The 20,118-nt window shown below is 64.5% G+C and carries 17 protein-coding genes and 1 tRNA gene; 10 read left to right on the top strand and 8 right to left on the bottom strand.

Annotation, left to right across the window (positions count from 1 at the left end):
- Positions 1-89: 89 nt before the first annotated feature.
- A complete protein-coding gene (locus JQ587_RS10350; RefSeq protein ID WP_212425225.1) occupies positions 90-617 on the bottom strand; it encodes a FecR domain-containing protein in 528 nt (175 codons plus the stop codon).
- Between the two features lie 700 nt (positions 618-1,317).
- Between JQ587_RS10350 and JQ587_RS10345 the strand changes: the two genes are divergently transcribed.
- Positions 1,318-2,403 carry a DUF2778 domain-containing protein gene (locus tag JQ587_RS10345; RefSeq protein ID WP_212425224.1) on the top strand — a complete coding sequence of 362 codons (1,086 nt, stop codon included), beginning with the start codon at positions 1,318-1,320 and terminating at the stop codon, positions 2,401-2,403.
- 8 nt (positions 2,404-2,411) lie between these two features.
- Here JQ587_RS10345 and JQ587_RS10340 read toward each other — a convergent pair whose 3' ends face one another.
- Both JQ587_RS10340 and JQ587_RS10335 read right to left on the bottom strand, forming a co-directional pair.
- Positions 2,412-3,041, bottom strand: coding sequence for a glutathione binding-like protein (locus JQ587_RS10340; RefSeq protein WP_212425223.1), 630 nt, complete (start codon positions 3,039-3,041; stop codon positions 2,412-2,414).
- 12 nt (positions 3,042-3,053) lie between these two features.
- Positions 3,054-3,647, bottom strand: coding sequence for a cysteine hydrolase family protein (locus JQ587_RS10335; protein ID WP_212425222.1), 594 nt, complete (start codon positions 3,645-3,647; stop codon positions 3,054-3,056).
- Between the two features lie 127 nt (positions 3,648-3,774).
- On the opposite strand from JQ587_RS10335, the gene JQ587_RS10330 reads away from it, so the two are divergent.
- The 3 genes from JQ587_RS10330 (at position 3,775) to JQ587_RS10320 (ending at position 6,446) form a co-directional block, all read left to right on the top strand.
- On the top strand, positions 3,775-4,608 hold the full coding sequence (locus JQ587_RS10330) for a LysR family transcriptional regulator (protein WP_212425221.1): 834 nt from the start codon (positions 3,775-3,777) through the stop codon (positions 4,606-4,608).
- A gap of 192 nt (positions 4,609-4,800) precedes the next feature.
- A tRNA-OTHER gene (locus JQ587_RS10325) sits at positions 4,801-4,872 on the top strand.
- A 410-nt stretch (positions 4,873-5,282) separates the two neighbouring features.
- The gene (locus tag JQ587_RS10320) at positions 5,283-6,446 is read left to right on the top strand and encodes a slipin family protein (RefSeq protein ID WP_212425220.1); all 1,164 of its coding nucleotides are present in this window, start codon (positions 5,283-5,285) and stop codon (positions 6,444-6,446) included.
- A 35-nt stretch (positions 6,447-6,481) separates the two neighbouring features.
- On the opposite strand, the gene JQ587_RS10315 is transcribed toward JQ587_RS10320, so the two are convergent.
- The gene (locus tag JQ587_RS10315) at positions 6,482-9,901 is read right to left on the bottom strand and encodes an autotransporter outer membrane beta-barrel domain-containing protein (protein WP_212425219.1); all 3,420 of its coding nucleotides are present in this window, start codon (positions 9,899-9,901) and stop codon (positions 6,482-6,484) included.
- 248 nt (positions 9,902-10,149) lie between these two features.
- On the opposite strand from JQ587_RS10315, the gene JQ587_RS10310 reads away from it, so the two are divergent.
- Together JQ587_RS10310 and lepB are read left to right on the top strand one after the other, a co-directional pair.
- The gene (locus JQ587_RS10310) at positions 10,150-11,112 is read left to right on the top strand and encodes a helix-turn-helix transcriptional regulator (protein WP_212425218.1); all 963 of its coding nucleotides are present in this window, start codon (positions 10,150-10,152) and stop codon (positions 11,110-11,112) included.
- Positions 11,113-11,265: 153 nt separating this feature from the next.
- Positions 11,266-12,012 (top strand): signal peptidase I, encoded by a 747-nt coding sequence (gene lepB / locus JQ587_RS10305; protein ID WP_212425217.1) that lies wholly within the window; start codon positions 11,266-11,268, stop codon positions 12,010-12,012.
- A gap of 87 nt (positions 12,013-12,099) precedes the next feature.
- Here the strand turns inward: lepB and JQ587_RS10300 are convergent, their stop codons facing one another.
- From JQ587_RS10300 to JQ587_RS10290, 3 genes are read right to left on the bottom strand one after another with little or no spacing between them, the layout of a single operon-like run.
- On the bottom strand, positions 12,100-12,351 hold the full coding sequence (locus tag JQ587_RS10300; protein ID WP_249154245.1) for a GIY-YIG nuclease family protein: 252 nt from the start codon (positions 12,349-12,351) through the stop codon (positions 12,100-12,102).
- A gap of 37 nt (positions 12,352-12,388) precedes the next feature.
- On the bottom strand, positions 12,389-14,029 hold the full coding sequence (gene groL, locus JQ587_RS10295; protein WP_128951015.1) for a chaperonin GroEL: 1,641 nt from the start codon (positions 14,027-14,029) through the stop codon (positions 12,389-12,391).
- Between the two features lie 46 nt (positions 14,030-14,075).
- Positions 14,076-14,390, bottom strand: coding sequence for a co-chaperone GroES (locus tag JQ587_RS10290; RefSeq protein WP_018322058.1), 315 nt, complete (start codon positions 14,388-14,390; stop codon positions 14,076-14,078).
- A 380-nt stretch (positions 14,391-14,770) separates the two neighbouring features.
- Between JQ587_RS10290 and JQ587_RS10285 the strand changes: the two genes are divergently transcribed.
- From JQ587_RS10285 to JQ587_RS10275, 3 genes are all read left to right on the top strand, one after another.
- Positions 14,771-15,058 carry an usg protein gene (locus tag JQ587_RS10285; RefSeq protein WP_212301796.1) on the top strand — a complete coding sequence of 96 codons (288 nt, stop codon included), beginning with the start codon at positions 14,771-14,773 and terminating at the stop codon, positions 15,056-15,058.
- 186 nt (positions 15,059-15,244) lie between these two features.
- A complete protein-coding gene (locus JQ587_RS10280) occupies positions 15,245-15,796 on the top strand; it encodes a cupin domain-containing protein (protein ID WP_212425216.1) in 552 nt (183 codons plus the stop codon).
- 361 nt (positions 15,797-16,157) lie between these two features.
- Complete coding sequence (locus tag JQ587_RS10275; protein ID WP_249154244.1) at positions 16,158-17,282, top strand: rhomboid family intramembrane serine protease; 1,125 nt, start codon at positions 16,158-16,160, stop codon at positions 17,280-17,282.
- A 56-nt stretch (positions 17,283-17,338) separates the two neighbouring features.
- Here JQ587_RS10275 and JQ587_RS10270 read toward each other — a convergent pair whose 3' ends face one another.
- The gene (locus tag JQ587_RS10270) at positions 17,339-18,589 is read right to left on the bottom strand and encodes a NupC/NupG family nucleoside CNT transporter (RefSeq protein ID WP_212425215.1); all 1,251 of its coding nucleotides are present in this window, start codon (positions 18,587-18,589) and stop codon (positions 17,339-17,341) included.
- 155 nt (positions 18,590-18,744) lie between these two features.
- On the opposite strand from JQ587_RS10270, the gene JQ587_RS10265 reads away from it, so the two are divergent.
- Entirely contained in the window at positions 18,745-19,983 is a 1,239-nt protein-coding gene (locus JQ587_RS10265) for an MFS transporter (RefSeq protein WP_212425338.1), read from the top strand.
- Positions 19,984-20,118 lie beyond the last annotated feature (135 nt).

The raw sequence follows: 20,118 nt of genomic DNA, 5'->3' as shown, positions 1-20,118 counted from the left end.
GTCGTACTGCTGTCTGTTCTTTCCGCGTATTGGCGCGCGGGCCTTGTCGAATTGTGCGGGCCTTCTTGATCCAGACCTGTTGGCTGGACCTATTGACCCAGTCTTGCCATCAGGGCGTCGACGCGCGGCTGGCCCCATGTCTTGATGGCCAGCGGACCGGCCGCTTCCACATCGACGCCCTCGCCGGGGCCGAGCACGACGCCGCGCTCGCGCGCCGACCTGCGAGTTACGCCGACGCGGCCGTTGGCGACGAATACGGACGTCTTCGCCTCGCCGACATCGACGGCCCATTTGGTGCCGCGCACAGCGGCAATCGCCTGCGGCGTCAGCACCTTGAAGGGATTGCCGCCGGGCTTCTTGGGAACCTCGATCAGCAGCGCTTTGCTGCTCAACTCCACGGAGTCAATATGTCCGTCGCGGTTGGTGTCCTTGAGTTCAAATCGCGCGCCGTTTTCTGCGACGATCGTGATGCCGTTGTCGCAGCGCCAGACCTGCGTGCCGGCGGCGGACGGCGATACCGTGCAGCCCGCATCCGTGGCGGGCTGTGCAGTCGCAGACCCGATCAACAAGAATGACCACGCCAAGGCGCAAAACCCTGCGCGCGAAAACCTTCTCATGCCAGCCTCCGTTTTTGCGTGCTCGGCACAGTTCAAGGCGATTGTTGATACGGTACCGTATCACGCGCAGAGGCTGCTGAAAAGTGCCGAGGTCGTAGCTATTTTCCCGCCGCGGCCATTTCCAGATCGGCGCGATCAACTTTCGGTCAGGGTGCAGTCCACTCCTCTCGCCGTCCTTACGGACCGGGGTGAGCTTTGGCCGCGCTGAGAGGGGTGAGGTGAGGGGCAATTTCCGCGAATTCGGTCAGAGACGTATTCGTGGAGCCCGGAGGCACCAGCCTCGCGCAACGTTTCACCGTTATCGTCCGGGTATTGATGACCACGAAAAGGACTTGGTTGGTGCGTTTAGAGAGGCGGCCGGAGACGTCCGCTGAGCGTGCTGAACCGGCGGAGAATTATGGTTAACAGTCTTGCCTAAGTCCGTAGTTCTGCGGGCCTTTTTCTCGAAATGGCACAGCGTTAACGAGTTGCCCTACAACCGCCCGAACTTAATCTGCATTTAACTAAAAGTCGCCTTAATGACGCTCCGACCCTCTGCGAGATGCTGGTTCCGGAACGTGGCCAGCGGCACTTCGAAGGGGGACTGAGTGACACCGTCCTGGACGCAAGGCGAATGAGTACGAGTATCGCTGCGCAGAGCTACGCGGCACGGAAGCCCAAGAATCCTTCGAAGCATTCCTATCGGAAGTCTTCCCGGAAAATGACCACCCAAAACGTGCTTGGCGCCGCGGTGATCGGCTGCGTCGTGCTTGCCGGCTGGACCGTCTACAACAACATCTTCGCCGCCAGCGTCTATCCGACCGTCGGCAGCTCCGGCTATGACGAGCCCGTGGTCAAGCGCGCGCCCAAGGTCGCGCTGCGCGAGGCGGGCGAGGCCATCCGGGAAACGTTCGCCTTGCTGCCCGACCGGCTGCAGGTGGCGGCACCGATCTCGCGCGAGATGTTCAACGAGCGCTTTGCCGCAGCAGCGACGCAGGGTGTGGACTCCAACGCGGCGAGCGCTGCGCCTGCGACGAAGGTCGCTGAGGCCACTCCGAAGCCGACGGTCATGGCCAAGGTCGCGGAAGTGCTGAAGAGTCCGGCCAAGGTCTCTGAAAGAATCGCCGACAAGGTCGCGGACGTGGCGAAGTCCAAGCGCGGCACGGACGCGCCGGTGCAGCTCGCGTCGGCCGATCCGGCCCAGATCGTTCCGGCGCCCGAGGCGAAGCCCAAAACCTTTGCCGATCGCGCCAAGGCCGCGGTGATGTCGATCACCGGCCCGCGCCAGTCGATGGTGGAGAAGCTCTGGGGCAAGCGCGAGCCGTCCGGCGGCTTGCTCGCCTATGCTTCCGCCGATGCCAGCGTGACCTCGGCGATCGCGCCGAAGGAGCAGAACCCGATGTTCGGCGGGTCGGCGCCCTATGAGCGCGACACCGCAGTGTACGACATCACGGCCAAGACCGTGTATCTGCCCGACGGCACCAAGCTCGAGGCGCATTCCGGCCTCGGCTCCAATCTCGACGATCCGCGCTCCTCGAAAGTCCGCATGCGCGGCGTGACGCCGCCGCACATCTACAATCTGAAGCCGCGCGAAGCGCTGTTCCACGGCGTGCCGGCGCTGCGCCTGACGCCGATCGGCGGCGAGAACGCAATTTACGGCCGCGATGGCCTGCTCGCGCACACCTTCATGCTCGGGCCGAACGGCGATTCCAACGGCTGCGTGTCGTTCAAGGACTACTACGCGTTCCTCGACGCCTATCGCAACAAGGGCATCCGCAAGCTTGCGGTGCTGGCGCGGGTCGAGTAAGGCGCGCTTCAGGCCGCCATCGCCTTGCGCAGCGCCATCTCGGTCGCGATCGCGTCCCGCACGGCGGGCCGCGCCTGCATGCGTTCGAGATAGGCCGACAATGACGGCCATTGCGCGATATCGACGCCCGCGGGACGCAACAGCAGCAACGCCCAGGTGAGGTGCGCATCCGCGACGGTGAAGCATCGACCAACGAGGAATTCTCGATCTACAAGACGCGCTGAAGGCACCGACAAGGTCTGCGCGATCCGTGCACGCGGCTTGGCGAGCGAGGCGTCGTCCTTGTACCAGAAGGTCGGAAACAGAAACGCCTTGTGGATCTCGGTCCCGATGAAGCTCAGCCATTCCTGCAGGCGGTAGCGATCAACGTCGCCCGCAAGCGGCGCAAGGCCGCTCTCGGGCTTCACATCGGCGATGTATTGCAGCACCGACGCGCTTTCCGTCAGCCGTTCGCCGTTCTCCAGCACCAGGACCGGCACTGCGCCCTTTGGCGCGATGTCGCGAAAGTCACCGTCGCCTTCCGCGAGCTTCTTGGTCCAGAGATGCACCTGATGATAGCGCGCATCCAGGCCCGCTTCCATCAGCGCCATGCGGCACGCGAGCGAGCAGGCCATCGGCGAGAAATAGAGTTGCAGCATCGCATTCCTCCGTTATTTCAGCGCATCGCCGCGCGCGATGATCGCGAAGCGGTCGGATAGCTCTGCCAGCGCAACCTCGTGGATGGTCCGGGCGTCCAGCGTGCCCCCGCGCCCGTCCGGAAGATCGCGCGTCGCGCAGGCATCGGCATCGATGGTTGTGCGAAAGCCGAGGTCGAGCGCCGCGCGCGCGGTCGAGCTGACGCACATGTGCGTCATGAAGCCGGCCAGCACGATGTTCTTGCGGTCGGTCGCGTCAAGACCCGCCTTGAGATCGGTACCGGCAAACGAATTGGGCAGCTCCTTCTCGATCACCAGCTCGCCGTCGCGCGGCGTGAGTTCTGCGACGATGGCGCCGCGGTCGGCGCTACGATCGAACAGGCCGCCCGCCTTGCCGCGATGGGCGATATGGATGATCGCAGCTCCCGCTTCGCGGGCCCGCGCCAAGAGCGCAGCCGCGCGCGCGATCGCGGGCCGGGCATCGGGCAAGGCGAGGGGGCCTGCGAGATATTCGTTCTGGATGTCGATCAGCACCAGCGCGGCGTTGGAAAGACGTGGCGGGGTGAGGTCGGCGCCGGCGAGCTGCAGCAGGGTCTTTGCGGTCGTCATGGTTCAGGAATCTCCGAGGCGAGAGCTCCTGCAAACATAGCGCCGGCGCCGCCTGCCGATATGCAGGGATATTGCAGCGGGTGGCTGCGATATTGCAGGCTTGGCGCAGCCGATGTAGCCTCAATCCATGAATTGGGACGACCTCCGTATCATCGCTGCCGTCAGGGACGAGGGCACTTATGCCGGCGCCAGCGTACGCCTGCGCATCGACGAGACCACGGTCGGACGCAGGCTGTCGCGCATCGAGCGCGCGCTCGGCCTGCGCCTGTTCGAGGCCGCCGACGGCGTCCGCAAGCCGACGCGGCAATGCGAGGCGGTGCTGGCGCATGTCGAGGCGATGGCCGCCCACGCCGCCGAGATCGGCCGCGTCGGTGAGAGTTTGGCAGGTCCGGTGGGGCGCCTGCGCATCGCCTCCACCAACACGGTTGCCGAGCAGGTGCTGTCGCCGCGCGCGAGCGATTTCCTGCGCGCCAATCCCGGGCTGACGTTGCAATTCCTGACGTCGAGCGAGAATGTCAAGTTCGCGCGCTGGGAAGCTGATCTCGCCATCCGCCTGCGCAAGCCGGACAAGGGCGACTTTGCGATCTCGAAGCTCGCCGACATCAAGCTCTATTATTTTGAACCGGTCGCAACCGAGAGCGAGCCGGTGCTGTGCGCTTATCCGGATGAACTCGGGACCATTCCCGAGATGCAGTTCCTGCGCACCCGGAAAGTCCGGGCGCGCTGCGTCACCGACAATGTCCGTGTCATTCGCAATCTGATCCGCGCGCATCACAGCGCAGGCGTGTTGCCGGAGTATAGTTGCGCGGACCTGCTCGGCGATCGCCGCCTGCGCGCCACGCTGCTGCCGAAGCGTCGCGACGTCTGGCTGCTCGTGCAAAATCATCTCAAGCGCGACGCCGCAGCGCGCGTGACGATCGACTGGGTGAGGGCGTGCTTCCAGGACATGTCGCGAGAGTGAGGAGATGTCTGGATGTGCTCAGCGCGTCACAGCGCAAGGCGCGTGATGAAATTCTTTCGCTTGCCCCCTTGCAACCCGAACGTGCTTCGTCTATTAGCGCGCTCCTTCGCTAGGCCATGTGTCCGGGCTCTCTGAGATCCCGGCTGGCGCGGGCCGGTCTCCGGTTTCGTGTTCCGCCGAATGAAGGCAAAAGCAGGATGTAGCTCATGGAGAGCGTCGGGCTGAAACCCGAAGGCATCGGTTCGATTCCGGTCTCTTGTCCCACAAAGGATAGCTCAGTTGGGTAGAGCAGGTGACGTTAAAATCATCGGGTCGCGGGTTCGAATCCCGCTCCAAGCGCTCCGTTTCAGCCTGAAAAGCTGATACCTCTGACGAGGACCGGACGCGCGCTTCAGTCGCAGTCCGGCCGTTTTGCCGCAAGGCTTTCCGTCCGAACCTAGACACTGTGAGACCGGCTTTGCGCCGCGGGTAGATACCGCTTGCGTCGATGCCGGGTGGCTCCGCATGAACGCTCGACACGCGTCGAGCGATCGCGCGCGTGCGCCCGTCATCGCGCAAGCTCAAGCCCCGGTCCGCCGATTTCCCGGGAAGCGTCGTCCGCGTCCTCACGTCCTTTGCAATTTGAAAACCTGCTGCATGGCCTACGGGCCGGCGGCAAACGAAGGAGGCGTGTCGTGACGACCCAGAAGACTTGGCATTTGCTGACCACCGCCATCACCGTGAAGGACGGTGAGCGCGCGCTACTCACGCGGAACGGCCAGCTCGAGCGTGTGCTCGCGCCCGGTCGGCATCGGCTATTCGACCTGCGCAACGAGCTGACGGCCACTGTGTACAACGTCGTGGGTACCGAATTCCCCACGGATCGCTACGCGGTGCTCAAGGCCGCGCGGCCGGATCTTGCCGCCGAGCTGTTCGAGGCGGTCGAGACCGGGGCGGACGAGATTGCGATCGTCAGCCTCGACGGCCGTCCCGTGCATCTGATGACGCCCTGGCAGGTGCGTGTCTACTGGAAGGTCGCAACCCGCATCGATGTCGAGCGCATCGATGTGTCGCGCGATCCCCGGGTCGATGCGCGGCACCTGACCATGATCGAGCGCAACCGCTCGACCGTGACGTCGGAGACCGTGGTCGAGAACCACGAGGCGGGCCTGCTCTATGTCGAGGGCCGGCTCGTGGAGCGGCTCGCGCCCGGCCGGCACGCCTTCTGGACCGTCGGCCGCAAGATCGAGGTGAAGCGCCTCGACCTGCGGCCCCAGGCGGTCGAGATCACCGCGCAGGAGATGCTGACCAAGGATCGCATCGCGCTGCGGGTGACGCTGACGGCGTTCCGCCGGATCGTCGATCCCGAGCGCACGGTTGCGACCGTGCCCGACGTGGATGCGTGGCTGTACCGCCTGGTGCAGTTCGCGATCCGCGAGGCGGTCGCGGGCCGGACGCTGGACGAGGTGCTGTCTGCGAAGGCGGCGCTAGATGCGGAGCTGCGCGACCATGTGCGTGCACGCGTCGCGGAGTCCGGTGTCGAGGTGACCGAGCTCGGCGTCAAGGACGTGATCCTGCCCGGCGAGATCCGGGAGCTGGTGAACAAGGTGGTGGAGGCGGAGCGGGTCGCCAAGGCGAACCTGATCCGCCGGCAGGAGGAGACGGCGGCGACGCGGTCGCTCCTGAACACCGCCCGCCTGATGGAGGAGAACCCTCTGCTGCTTCGGCTCAAGGAGCTGGAGTCGCTGGAGCGGCTGGTCGAGAAGGTCGGCCGCATCGACCTCCATGCCACGAGCGGTGAGGGCCTCGATGCCCTCCTGACCCGGCTCGTGCGCCTCAAGGCGCCCGAGAGCGCGTAAACAGAAGGGCCGCCCACGGGCGGCCCTTCACGCTTCTACCAGCCGTAGCGCAGCGTCGCCGTTCCGGAGTAGGCGTTGCCGCGACCGAACAGCTCGGCATCGGCCTTCGCAGCGAGCGAGAAGCCGCGTGCGAAGCGCAATTCGCTGCCGAGCGAGACGAGTGCCGCATCGCGAACCGGTGCAGCGCCGGTCACAGTGAGCTCCGTTCCCGGCAGCACCTGGAAGGCTGCCGTTGACGTGATCCGGTCGGAGTAATCGTGCAGCCAGGCTGCGCGGCCGCGCAGGATCAGCTCGGCGCCGCCGTCCAGCAGGAAGCGGCTGTCGAAACGCGATCCGAGCTCGCTGCGAACTTGCGTCGAGGTTTGTGCCGCGTAGGCGAGGGCAAAGCCGCCGGCACCGGCGACGCCGGTCTCGGTGTAGGCGGGCGTGTGAAAGCTCTGGGCCTGTCCGGCGACATAGGGCGTGATGCCGAAATTCATCAGCGCGATGCGATAACCGGCCTCGATGCGGCCGCCGTAGTTTTGCGCCTTGAAGCTGGCGTCCAGCCGATCGAAGGCGCCCGGCAGCATCACGGTGCGATTTGTGCTGAGGTCGTGCCAGCCATAGACGGCTGCCGCCGACACGTAACCATTGCCGAGCTGCGTCGAGGAATAGAGCCCGGCCTGGAACGTCTCGCCGCGGCCCGAGCCGAGCGTGTCCACCCCCCAATTGGTGAAGCCGCCTGAGATCGCGGCGCCGATGACGGTGTTCGCGGAGACGCGATAGTCGACACCGGCCGCGCCGCCGCCGTTGCGCGCGTCGAGCGCATGGCTGCCGATCACCGTGTCGGCGCTGCGCCTGGCCTGCGCGCCATAGGCCGCAGCCCAGGTGCCCCAGCGTCGCTCGACCGTGTCGAGCGCCGACGCCATGCCCATGGCGTTGTTGGCGGCCGCAACTGCCGGCGGAAGCGCGGGCTCCGATGCATAGCCAATCGCGCGCGGCCGTGCTGGTCCTTCGCCGAGCTGGGTTTCCAGGAACGGATCCAGCATCATGTTGAGGAATGAATCCGTCAGGCGAAATCCTGCGGCCGGTGCACCGGTCGCGACTTCGCCGGAGATCTGATCGAGGCCGTTTCCGAGCGACGTGCCGTTCAGGCCGAACAGCGGGATAAATTGCGCTGGCAGCCCGTTGCCGGCGTTGAAATAATTGTTCAGCGACGTCGCCACGGCGGACTGGTTTGTGGTCAGGGCTGTGCTGATGCTGCCGCCGCCACCACCTCCGGTCCCGCCGCCACCACCTCCGCCGCCTCCGGTCCCGCCACCTCCGCCTCCGCCGCCACCACCACCGGTGCCGCCAAGCGTCGCGATGAGGTCGAGCTTCGCATCGGTTGCGTTATAGGACAGGCTGGCCGTGAAGCCCGATGGCAGCCCGATCGTGTTCAGGGTCGCAAACGTGCCGGAGCGTCCGCCCGACGAGAGCAGCGTATAGGATTTCGCAACATAGTTGCCCGGCATGAAGGTCGCCTGCACGGTGCCCGCCAGGCTGGCCGTGCCACTCACGGACGTCTTGTCGGAAGTCGCAGGGGTGACGTCGACCATATAGACGCCGCTGCTCGTCTGGATGAAATTGCCGGTGAGGTTCGTGGTCATCACCGTTCCGGCACCGCCGGGCGCATAGCTGCCCTTGTTGGTGAAACTGTTGCCGGTGCCGACCGCGACCAGCGTGCCGGAATTGAGCAGGCCCGTGCTCTGGTTGGTGAGACTGTTGGTGCCGCCGCCGAGATCGACCTGACCGGTGATCGTGCCGAGATTGCTCACGGTCTCGTTGCCGGTGCCGCCGAGCACGGCGTAGCCGTTGACGCCGGTGAGCGTCGAGATGTTGCCGGTCGCCGAATTGGTCAGGCTGTTGGCGGAGCCGCCGGAGAACGCGACACCGGTGCTGCCGACGACGCTGGCGTTGGTGGTCGCGAGGATCGCGCCCGTGCCGGCGGTGCTCGCGCTGATGCCGAAGGAGCCAGCCCTGATCGCGCCGTTCGCGGTGATGACGGTGTTGTAGTTGTTCGCGGCGTTGCCGATCGTGGAGACGACGCCCATCGTGTCGGCGTAGATCTTGCCGGAGATGATGTTGATGCTGCCGGTGGCTCCCGTCAGGTTCGATGCGACGATACCGCTGCCGCCGACCGATTGGGCGACGCCGGGACCGCCGGGGCCACCGATCTGGCCGCCCGTCATGGCGACGTTGACGCTGAAGGCGCCAAGCGCGGCCGCGCGCAGGCCGTCGCCGCCGCTCTGGATCGTGCCTGATGTCATCATGATATTCGTGTAGCCGCCGGTGGCGCCCGCGGTCACCCCGCGGCCGTTGATGTTGGTGCCGGCGTTGATGTCGGCGTTGACATTGACGGTGACCGAGCCGGTTCCCGTGCTCGTCGCGCTGACGCCGATGGCGTCGTTGACCAGTGCCGTGACGGGAGCGTTGACGTTGACGGTGACGTTGCCTCTGCCGGCATGGTTCGCGACAACGGCGCCCTGGTTGATGGCGACCGGAGCCGTGGTGACGACGACAGCTCCGTTGACGTCGACCTTGATGTTGCCGAGGCCCGAAGTGTTGGTGTTCCCCGCAAAGATGCCGGTGTATTTCGCAAAGATCTGGCCCGACGTGACGGACACGTCGCCGAAGGCGCCGGCGCTCTGCGCAAAAATGCCGATGTTGCCGGCGGGCGCCGCCGCCGACGCCCCGAGCGAACCGCCGGTCATGTTGACCGTGACGCCGCCATTGAGGTTCGAGTGGGCTTCGATTGCGGCGGTGTTTCCGCTCACCGTCCCGCCGGTCATGTTGATGGTGGTCAGGCCGTTGACGCCGAAGGCCGCGATCGCGCCGAAGAACACGCCGGCGCCGGTCACGTCATTGGCGATGTTCAGCGTGGTGACGCCGCTGCCTGTGGTTTGCGTATAGATGCCGGACCCAAAGCCAGAGGAGATCTTGCCGGTGCCGTTGAAGGTGATGTCGCCCGCGGCGTTGGCGATGTAGAGTCCGATATTGTTGCTGCCGCCGGCCACCGTTCCCGAGCCGCCATAGGTGATCGCACCGCCATTGCCGTCGAGTTGCAGGGCACCGGTCGTCACGCCGGCAAGGGGGACGCTGACCGCGCCGTTGTTGGTCATGTCGATGGTGTGCGGTGTCGTGCCTGCCGCCTTCAACTCGAACCCCGCGCCGGCGACGATGACCCCGGACCCGAGCCCGGTCGGAATGGTGCCGACGAGGTTGGCATCGAATGACTGGATGCGATCGTCGGTATTGGTATTGGCGCTGGATGTGTTGGTGGTGTTCGTCGTGGCGGTGTCGGACGCGCAGTTGATGGTGACCGTCGTCGTGCCATTGGCGACGCAGGCCATGGCCTGCGTCATGCCGAGGAACGGGACGGTCAGAAGCGTCGAAGAGGCCAGCAGCGAGGATCGATACGCAGACAGGAGTTTCACGTCTCACCCAGAATTAGCAAGTGAATCAAGTCACTTGGCCAATTTGCATGGGCTGCCGGGGCTGTCTTGTTCTGGACTAGACTGGATTTGGACCAGGGCCGCCTCGTGCCGATTTGGCCGGCTTGTCGCCTTTCTGCCACGGGACGGGGCGCTCTCGGGGGCATGAAGGCGAGGGGAGATTATTGCTTGAACCCTTTTGCCGCGGGCCGGACAAATGTGAGGGCTTGAATGGGCGATCGGGGCTAGGTTTGGCGATCCAGAAATTTGCGGTTTCGACGGATGGGCATTCAGCTCATCACGACGAGGAGGCACGCTTCAGGCTCTGGCAGGAGACCTATTGCGGGCGGATCGACGACCTCAAGAGGTTGTCGAGCGATCCCTTCACCGGCCACTGGAGCTTTACCCGCATCGGTGATTTCGGCATGTGCCGGTTTCGCGGCACGCCACATGCGGGGCAGCGCGAAACCCAGCAGATCGCGACGTCAGGCGACGAGAAGCTCAGCATCGGCTTCAACCTCGCAAAGACCACGCATCGGTTTTTCCAGCGCGGCAGAGAGACCGTCGTGCCGGACTCGCAACCGCTGCTCTATCGTGCCGACGAGGCCTACGGCTATGTCGGCGCCAGCGATTATGTCGTGATGGCGTTTCCCCGGCGCATGCTCGGTGCGCTCGGTGCCCGCGCCGAGGCGCTCGTCGGCCGTTCGCTCGACGGGGAGCTGCCGGCGCTGCGGCATCTTCGCCGCTATCTCTGCCTGCTGGACGAGCCCGATATGGCGACCGACGATCCGGCGCTGGCCGATCACGTGCTCGACACGGTCGAGGATCTGGTGGTGCTGGCACTCGGCGCCTCCGGCGATGCGCAAGTGATGGCGCAGATGCGCGGCATGCGCTCGGCGCGCCATGCCGAGATCACTGCGTTGATCGCAAGAGGCTTTGCCGATCCCGCCTTCTCGGTGCAGCGCCTTGCCACGACGATCGGCGTGTCGCCGGGCTATATCCAGAAGCTGCTGCACGAGAGCGGGCAAAGCTTCACCGAGCGCGTGCTTGAGCTCAGGCTGGCCAAGGCCCGCGCCATGCTGGCAGACCGGCGCAACGACGCTCTCAAGGTCAGCGACATCGCGCTGGCCTGCGGCTTCAGCGACATCTCCTATTTCAACCGCAGCTTCCGCCGCCGCTTCGGTAGTGCGCCCAACGATTTTCGGAGCCGCTGACCGACTTGCACGGGATGCATCCGGCGACTGCCGCCGCGGAGACAGGTTGAACGTAGGCCGACAACCGGACGACCAAGTCATGCAGGTCCGGGATTGCGCGCGCCCACAGGTTGCGCAATCCTGTGGCGGCGATAGTCTCCGGCGGGGCAGGCGATGACCACTCTTGAGAGCACCATCCGGCCGCGGGCCAAATCCAGCGAATGGAGAGCGATCGTCATCCTGATCCTGCTGGTCCCCGTGCTGTGGTCGCCGCTGATCCTGTTTCGCTACGTGCTGTTTCAGCCGTTCAACATTCCGTCCGGCTCGATGATGCCGACGCTCGTCGTCGGTGACTACGTCTTCGCTGCCAAATACACCTATGGTTACGGCCGCTATTCTTTTCCCTTTGCGCAGTCATTCATCTCCGGCCGTTTCCGCGCCGCCGATCCCGCCTACGGCGACGTCGTCATATTCCGCTCGCCGAGGGACACGAAGACCGATTACGTCAAGCGCGTCGTGGGCCTGCCCGGCGATCGCATCCAGATGCGGCAGGGGCAGCTCTTCCTCAACGACAAGCCGGTCACGCGCGTCGCGCTGAAGGACGTGTCCGCGAGCGCCGCCTGCGGCGGCGAGGCCGGTGCAAGGGCCAAGCGCTGGCGCGAGACCATGCCGAATGGGGCGAGCTATATCACCTATGACTGTGTCGACAACGGCTTTGCCGACAACACCGAAGTCTACACCGTACCTCCAGGCCATTTCTTTGCGATGGGCGACAACCGCGACAACTCGACCGACAGCCGCTTCATGTCTGTGATGGGCTTCATCCCGATGGACAATCTCGTCGGCAAGGTGACGCGGATCTTCTGGTCGCTCGACTCCAGAGGCGGTCTGCGCCCGGACCGGATGGGGAAGGTGGGGTGAGGGCGCCCGTGGTCCCGGGCGGGTCTGTCCTGCCGTCATTCCGGGGCGGCGCGAAGCGCCGAGCCCGGAATGCATCGATCTGCAAGCTTAGACCGTGATTTGTGGATACAAATCGATCCACTGCGGATTCTGCTTCTCAATGAGCCGGATCTTCCAATCGCGGCGCCATTTTTTGAGTTCCCTCTCGCGGGTGATGGCGGTCACCGGATCATCGTAGATCTCGTACCAGACCAGTTTGTCGACGGAATATTTCTTACTGAAGTGCTCCGCGCCGCCCCGGAATGACGAGAGAAGAAAACTGCCATAGAGTGCATCGTTGAATAACAAAAACCCCGGCATCGCTGCCGGGGTTTCGTAGTTCTTGAGGTGGTTGGACTTAGAAGTCCATGCCGCCCATGCCGCCGCCCGGGGGCATCGCGGGACCTGCGCCGCCCTTCTTGGGCAGCTCGGCGACCATGGCTTCCGTGGTGATCAGCAGCGCCGCAACCGAAGCTGCGTTCTGGATCGCGGTGCGGACCACCTTGGTCGGGTCGATGATGCCCTTCTTGACGAGGTCGGCATATTCGCCGGTCTGGGAGTCGAAGCCGTAAGCGTAGGCCTTGTTCTCCAGGATCTTGCCGACGATCACCGAGCCGTCTTCACCGGCGTTGATCGCGATCTGGCGAGCGGGAGCCGACAGAGCCTTGCGAACGATCTCGACGCCGGTCTTCTGGTCGTCGTTCTTGGTACGCAGGCCCTTGAGCTGCTCGGAAGCACGGAGCAGGGCGACGCCGCCGCCCGGGACGATGCCTTCCTCGACAGCCGCGCGGGTCGCATGCATCGCGTCATCAACGCGATCCTTGCGCTCCTTCACCTCGACCTCGGTCGCGCCGCCGACGCGGATCACCGCGACGCCGCCAGCGAGCTTGGCGAGACGCTCCTGGAGCTTCTCACGGTCGTAGTCCGAGGTGGTTTCCTCGATCTGCGCCTTGATCTGGGCCACGCGCGCCTCGATGTCGGCTTTCTTGCCGGCGCCGTTGACGATCGTGGTGTTCTCCTTGTCGATCATCACCTTCTTGGCGCGACCGAGCATGTTGAGCGTGACGTTCTCGAGCTTGATGCCGAGATCTTCCGAGATCGCCTGGCCGCCGGTCAGGATCGCGATGTCCTGCAGCATGGCCTTGCGGCGATCGCCGAAGCCCGGAGCCTTGACGGCCGCGACCTTCAGGCCGCCGCGGAGGCGGTTCACGACCAGGGTCGCGAGCGCTTCACCTTCGACGTCCTCGGCGACGATGACCAGCGGCTTGCCGGTCTGCACCACGGCCTCGAGCAGCGGCAGCAGCTCGTTCAGCGAGGAGAGCTTCTTCTCGTTGATGAGGATGTAGGCGTCGTCCATCTCAACGCGCATCTTGTCGGCGTTGGTGACGAAGTAGGGCGAGATGTAGCCGCGGTCGAACTGCATGCCCTCGACGACGTCGAGCTCGGTCTCGAGCGACTTGGCTTCCTCGACGGTGATGACACCCTCGTTGCCGACCTTCTTCATTGCGTCGGAGAGGAACTTGCCGATTTCCTGGTCGCCGTTCGCCGAGATGGTGCCGACCTGGGCGATCTCGTCGTTCGAGGTGACCTTCTTGGAGTTCTTCTGCAGGTCCGCAACGACGGCTTCGACCGCGAGGTCGATACCGCGCTTGAGGTCCATCGGGTTCATGCCGGCGGCAACCGACTTGGCGCCTTCCTTCACGATCGCCTGGGCGAGCACGGTGGCGGTGGTGGTGCCGTCGCCGGCCGCGTCAGCGGACTTGGAGGCGACTTCGCGCACCATCTGGGCGCCCATGTTCTCGAACTTGTCCTCGAGCTCGATCTCCTTGGCGACGGTGACGCCGTCCTTGGTGATGCGGGGAGCGCCGAACGACTTGTCGAGCACGACGTTGCGGCCCTTCGGACCGAGCGTGACCTTCACCGCGTTGGCGAGAACGTCGACGCCGCGCAGCATCTTGTCGCGCGCTTCAACCGAGAATTTGACTTCTTTGGCTGCCATCTGGATTTTTTCCTTGAGATGTATGACTGGAGGGAGAGGGGGGCGCTTAGGCCGCCTTCTTCTTGGAAGCGGGGACGTCGAGAACGCCCATGATGTCGCTTTCCTTCATGATCAGCAGATCCTGGCTGTCGATCTTGACTTCGGTGCCGGACCACTTGCCGAACAGCACGCGGTCGCCGACCTTGAGGTCGATCGGGATCAGCTTGCCGGCTTCGTCGCGGCCACCCGGGCCGACGGCGACGACTTCACCCTGGGAGGGCTTTTCCTTGGCAGTGTCGGGGATGATGATGCCGCCGGCGGTCTTCTCTTCTGCGTCGATGCGCTTGACCACGACGCGGTCGTGAAGCGGACGGAATTTCATGCAGCTCTCCTAAGCATTTGCACGAGTTGATGATTTCAACGTGTTAGCAATCTGTGCCAGCGAGTGCCAGCACAGGCCGAGCTGAGATAGGACAGGAATTTTGCGGGGGCAAGGGCTTCTAGCAGAAAATTCGGCACTCTGAAGGCCCAAGTGCCAAATCTCTTTACCATCGTTAACCGAATGGCCGGACCGTATTAGCACGGAGCCGGCACTGCTGCTAACGCATTGAATTTCAACAGCTTGTTAAACTTTTGGGCTTGAGATGGGTTGTCAGTTTGCGTCACATTTCTATCATGTGAGCGCATCGTCGCCGGGTGGCTCGTCAAGAAGCGTACCGGACCAAGCCACCCTCTGAATGCGCTCCTGCAAAGGAGGTTGGCATGGGACTGCGGGTTGGGGGCGTTTCCGAGGACTTCCGGAAACAGATGCTGGGCTACGGGCTGACGACCGCCCAAATTCTCTACCGGATGCCGGATCATCCCTCGCTGCTTCAGACCTATGTCTGGCAGAACTACGACATGTTTCCGAAATTCCCCGCGCTTACCGACTTCCTGGCGTTCTGGCAGGAAAAGCTCGACGGTCCGCTGCATTCGGTGACGGTGGCGCATTCGAAGCTCATCAAGCCGGCCGAACTCCGCGCCGTGGACGGTGTGTTCCGGTTGAATTGAGATAGAGCACCGGTTCTCGTAGCGAGCGCCGCTCTCGTAGGACGGGCACGGCGCGCGCACTTCGCGCGCCGTGCCCACGATCTCTTCGCGATCGGATCTGGCAATGGTGGGCACGCTTGGCTTTGCCCACCCTACGAGATCTGTTTCCGTGTTAGCCTCTCCCATAACAACATCGGGAGACGGCTCATGGCCAAGAAAACAAGCAAAAAAGCAAAATCGCGTAGCGCGGTCCAGACCGCGGCGAAGAAGCGGAGCGGCGCCAAGTCCGCCGCGCGATCCTCCGCACGCAAGGCGGTGAAGGCGAAGGCGCGCCCGACAACGGCAAAGACCTCAGCAAAAAAGCCGGCGCGCCCCAAGCAGCGCATCGCCATCAGCCATCACCGCGAGGAAGACTTCAAGGCCGACGGCCTGCGCGCTTACGCCAAATACCGCGACCTCGGCATCGCCGCTGCCAGTCGCGGCCTCGCGCAAGCCCATGTGATCCGCCTGCAGGGCCCCTGCGATCCCGCCGAAGTCTCAAAACTGCACTTCCACGACGTCGACTTCCAGATGGTCTACGTGCTCAAGGGCTGGGTGAAGACCTACATGGACGGGCAGGGCGAGACCTTGATGCAGCAAGGCAGCGCCTGGACCCAGCCGCCCAAGATCAAGCACATGATTTTGGATTATTCGGATGATGTCGAACTGCTGGAGGTGATCCTGCCGGCGGAGTTTCGGACGGTGGAATTGAAGGCGTAGCTTGTCGTCATTCCGGGACGCGCGCAGCGCGAGTTACGGTGCGCAATTGCGCACCTGAGAATCTATCGAACGGCAATACGTGTGACGAAATGGATTCCGGGCTCGCGACTTCGTCGCGCCCCGGAATGACATTCCGCAATCTCTAAAATGCGCTCGATCCGGGAAACCGGGCAACTACCAGTCAGATGGTTTTCGCCGCCTGCAGGGTGGCCGCTAACCCGTCGAAAAGATTCCTCGCGTCAACTCAAGGCTGTGAACATGCGGGAATGCCTTCATGGCGACTTTTGGCCGACGCGGCGTCGTAGCGCCAACCTCAAGAGCCTCGTTTCAACCGGCCGTCGCGCCGGCCGCTCCCGTTGTCATGCGCGACGACGATGGGCCCGCGTCCAGTGAGGGTTCGCTCTTTCGCGACAACAAGCTTCTCTCCGATATCCCTTTCCTCACCATCGGCTTGATCTTCGGTCTGTTTCTGATCTTCGCGCTGCAACGCAATCTGGCCATCGATATTGCGCGGGACGGCTCCCTCGATGTCCGCTCGCTGATCGCTTATGGCGCGACCAGCTACGATCTGGTTGTCGGAAGAGGAGAGTGGTGGCGGATCGGCCTTGCGCCGCTTCTGCATGGCAGCGATTGGCACCTCATAGGCAACTGCATTGCGCTGTTCATCGTCGGAGTCCGGTTGGAGCCTCTGATCGGCCGTGGCTGGTTTTCGCTGATCTTTGTTGCCAGTGCGCTGGTCGGCGAGGCGGGCTCGCTCCTGGGCAATGCCCATGGCGTGCCAGGCGTCGGTGCGTCAGGCGCCATCACCGGGCTCATCGCCGCGCTGTTTGTCGCGAGCTTCGATCCCGAAGCGGACGCCGATCTAACCATCTCGCGACTGAAGACGTCGCTCTTCTTCGGTGTTCCCGCACTGCTGCCGCTTGCCTTTGGCGCCTCCGGCAACACCGATTATTTTGCCCATGCGGGTGGTGCGCTGGCCGGCGGCGCGCTTGCCCTCATGCCGTGGCTCGTCTTCTGGTCGTATGACAGCCTGCCGCGGAGCGCGAGCATGACGTTGCTCGCAGGTTGCGCCGGATCTCTGATCTGCACCGGCTTCGCCGCTGCGCATTATCGGTCCTACATGGCCGATGCCAGGCAGTTTATCCGCGCGTCGGAAATGCCGGCGAATACGCGCGAGATGGCCAGCCGTTCGCTCGATCTGGTCACGCGTTACCCCAGGGATCCGCGGGCCCATCTGTTCCGTGCGATCTTCTTCGTTGAACAAAACAGCCTCAATTCCGCTGAGACCGAAGTGCAAACCGTCATCTCGCTTGCCGCGTCGGATGTCGCGGGCGGGCCGGTGCGATCTGCGGCGCAGGCCGTGCTGGCGCAGTTGCTGTTCGCGCGAGGACGGTCCAGCGAGGCGAAAGCCATGGCGGTCGAACCGTGCCGCGCCAAGCTGGGCGAGGTGCGCCGCATGTTGGACAAGACGAAGTTGTGCGGCTGACGGTGTCATTTCCGGGCTCGCGCTGCGCGCGCCGCGGAACGACGAGCAGAGAGTGCTTACGTCAACACCCCCACGATCGCGCCCATCAGACACGTCGTCAGCGTCCCCGACACGATCGACTTCAGCCCCAGCGCATTGATCTCGTCGCGCCGCTCCGGCGCCATCACCCCTAAGCCGCCGATCATGATGCCGAGGCTGGCGAAATTGGCGAAGCCGCACATCGCGTAGAGCATGATGAGGCGCGAGCGCGGATCGAGCGTATCGGGCGGGAGCTTCGAGAAGTCGACATAGGCGATCAGCTCGTTGAGCACGGTCTTGGTGCCCATCAGGCCGCCGGCGGTCACTGCCTGGTCCCAGGGCAATCCCATCAGCCAGCACACCGGCGCCATCAGGAGACCGAGCACGCGCTGCAGCGAGATCGCGGCGCCGCCGAAATTGGGCAGCAAGCCGAGGATCGCATTGACGAGATAGACCAGCGCCACCAGCACCAAGAGCATGGCGACGATGTTGATCAGCAGCTCGATGCCCGCGCTCGTACCTTTCACGATCGCATCCATCGTGCCGGAGACTGCCATCTCGGGGTCCTCCAGCGAGCCGCCGGTGCGCTTGTCGGAGGTTTCAGGGATCATGATCAGGCTGACGAGGATCGCGGCCGGTGCGCCCAGCACCGAGGCGATGACGAAATGCGCGGCTGCGTCAGGAATGAGGGGCGCCAGCAGCGTCGCATAGAGCACCAGCACCGTGCCGGCGATGCCGGCCATGCCGCCGGTCATCACCAGAAACAATTCGCTGCGGCTCATCTGCGTCAGGTACGGCCGTACGAACAGCGGTGCCTCGACCATGCCGAGGAAGATGTTGGCGGCGGTCGAGAGCCCGACCGCGCCGCCGACCCCGAGCGTGCGTTCGAGCAGCCAGGCCATGCCCCGCACGATCGGCGGCAGCACGCGCCAATAGAATAGCAGCGTCGTCAGCACGCTCATGACCAGCACGATCGGCAGCGCCTGGAACGCCAGGATGAAATCCGCGCCCGGCGCCTTCAGGTCGAAGGGCAGGGGGCCGCCGCCGACATAGCCGAACACGAAGGACGAGCCGGCGCGCGAGGCCGCCGAGATGGCGCCGACCGCGTCGTTGATGGCGCCGAAAGCGTGCGCCACGATCGGCACCTTCAGGAGCACGATCGCAGTGGCGAAGGTGACAACGAGGCCGACCAGCGCCTGGCGCAACGAGACTGCGCGGCGATTCTCCGCCAGCGCGAAGGCGATCAGCAGCAATGCGAAAACGCCGAGTGTCGATTGCAGCCGTAGCATGATGTCCCCAATCCCCCAATGATTATGGCCGCGCGTGCGTTGCAAACGCAATGCCGAGAATGTTGCTGGTGGCCGTGCTGTTGACAAGCTCGCCTGCGTCGGCCACGCGGGTCGGATCGACAGGGGCCTATTTTCCGAGCGTGACCGAACAGGCGATGCCAGAAGAGCCAGTATCCGTCAGTCCGCCGGCCAGCGCCGGTGAGCTTCTCCGCCATCGCGCCTTCCTGTTCTTCCTGCTTTCGCGCAGCCTGTCGCGCTTCTCCAGCCAAATCGCGGCGGTGGCGATTGGCTGGCAGATCTACGACCTCACGGGCTCGGCCTTCGACCTCGGCATGGTCGGGCTGGTGCAATTTGCGCCCACCGCGCTGCTCGTCTTCGTCGCCGGCCACGCCGCCGACCGCTACGAGCGCAAGCGCGTGGTCCAGCTCTGCCAGCTCGTGGAAGCCGCGACCGCGCTCTATCTCGCCGTCATCACCTATCTCGGCCTGGTCAGCGAGGTGCAGATTTTCGTGGCGACCTTCGTGCTCGGCATTGCCGGCGCCTTCGAGAGCCCGACCACCGCGGCGCTGCTGCCGCTGATCGCGCCGCAAGGCTCGCTGCAGCGCGCGACAGCGGTTGCGAGCGGCGCAGGCCAGGTCGCGACCATCACCGGGCCTGCGCTCGGCGGCTTTGCCTACGCGATCGCGCCACATCTCGCCTATGCCGTCATGCTGCTGTTCTGGATTCTTGGGATGATCCTGACCGGATTCATCCAGCCGCGCCCGCAGGCGGTCGCCAAGGACATGGACGACGCGGACAACATCTTTGCCGGTGTCCGTTTCATCCGCAGCAATCCGGCGATCCTCGGCACCATCTCGCTCGACCTGTTCGCGGTGCTGTTCGGCGGCGTCACCGCACTATTGCCGATCTATGCCCGCGACATCCTCCAGGCCGGCCCGGTCGGGCTCGGCGTGCTGCGCGCGGCGCCGGCGGTCGGCGCACTGCTGATGACCATGGTGCTGGCGCGTCACGCCATCACGCGTCATGTGGGTTTGCGCATGTTCCAGGCGGTGATCGTGTTCGGAATCGCCACGATCGTGTTCGCGCTGTCGTCCTGGATGTGGCTGTCGGTGCTGTCGCTCGCCGTTCTCGGCGCAGCCGACACGATCAGCGTCGTGATCCGCTTCTCGCTGGTGCAGCTCTCGACGCCCGACGAGATGCGCGGCCGCGTCGGCGCGGTGAACTTCCTCTTCATCAACGCCTCGAACCAGCTCGGCCAGTTCGAAAGCGGCCTGACGGCCGCCCTGTTCGGCGCCATGCCCGCCGCCGTGCTCGGCGGCATCTGCACGGTTGCGGTGGCGCTATTGTGGATGAAGCTGTTCCCCAGCCTGCGCCAGGTGGAGAGCCTGGAGTAGGAGGCTTCTTCACCTCGCCCCGCTTGCGGGGAGAGGTCGGAATGCGCGCGTAGCGCGGATTCCGGGTGAGGGGGAGTCTCCGCACCCCGGCAGCAGCAGGCGCCTCTCGACGCCTACTGTGCATGGGGTTGTTTT

Origin of the sequence: Bradyrhizobium manausense, from assembly GCF_018130615.1 — a bacterium.
Lineage (GTDB): Bacteria > Pseudomonadota > Alphaproteobacteria > Rhizobiales > Xanthobacteraceae > Bradyrhizobium > Bradyrhizobium manausense_A.
The sequence above is the reverse complement of the archived record's forward strand: the minus strand, read 5'-3'. Positions and strand labels throughout refer to the sequence as shown.

Bases quoted from the DNA above. Each gene is read 5' to 3' on its own strand.
- JQ587_RS10350 (WP_212425225.1), bottom strand. From the start codon at position 617: ATGAGAAGGTTTTCGCGCGCAGGGTTTTGCGCCTTGGCGTGGTCATTC.
- JQ587_RS10345 (WP_212425224.1), top strand. From the start codon at position 1,318: ATGACCACCCAAAACGTGCTTGGCGCCGCGGTGATCGGCTGCGTCGTG.
- JQ587_RS10340 (WP_212425223.1), bottom strand. From the start codon at position 3,041: ATGCTGCAACTCTATTTCTCGCCGATGGCCTGCTCGCTCGCGTGCCGC.
- JQ587_RS10335 (WP_212425222.1), bottom strand. From the start codon at position 3,647: ATGACGACCGCAAAGACCCTGCTGCAGCTCGCCGGCGCCGACCTCACC.
- JQ587_RS10330 (WP_212425221.1), top strand. From the start codon at position 3,775: ATGAATTGGGACGACCTCCGTATCATCGCTGCCGTCAGGGACGAGGGC.
- lepB (WP_212425217.1), top strand. From the start codon at position 11,266: ATGACCACTCTTGAGAGCACCATCCGGCCGCGGGCCAAATCCAGCGAA.
- JQ587_RS10300 (WP_249154245.1), bottom strand. From the start codon at position 12,351: ATGCCGGGGTTTTTGTTATTCAACGATGCACTCTATGGCAGTTTTCTT.
- groL (WP_128951015.1), bottom strand. From the start codon at position 14,029: ATGGCAGCCAAAGAAGTCAAATTCTCGGTTGAAGCGCGCGACAAGATG.
- JQ587_RS10290 (WP_018322058.1), bottom strand. From the start codon at position 14,390: ATGAAATTCCGTCCGCTTCACGACCGCGTCGTGGTCAAGCGCATCGAC.
- JQ587_RS10285 (WP_212301796.1), top strand. From the start codon at position 14,771: ATGGGACTGCGGGTTGGGGGCGTTTCCGAGGACTTCCGGAAACAGATG.
- JQ587_RS10280 (WP_212425216.1), top strand. From the start codon at position 15,245: ATGGCCAAGAAAACAAGCAAAAAAGCAAAATCGCGTAGCGCGGTCCAG.
- JQ587_RS10275 (WP_249154244.1), top strand. From the start codon at position 16,158: ATGCGCGACGACGATGGGCCCGCGTCCAGTGAGGGTTCGCTCTTTCGC.
- JQ587_RS10270 (WP_212425215.1), bottom strand. From the start codon at position 18,589: ATGCTACGGCTGCAATCGACACTCGGCGTTTTCGCATTGCTGCTGATC.
- JQ587_RS10265 (WP_212425338.1), top strand. From the start codon at position 18,745: ATGCCAGAAGAGCCAGTATCCGTCAGTCCGCCGGCCAGCGCCGGTGAG.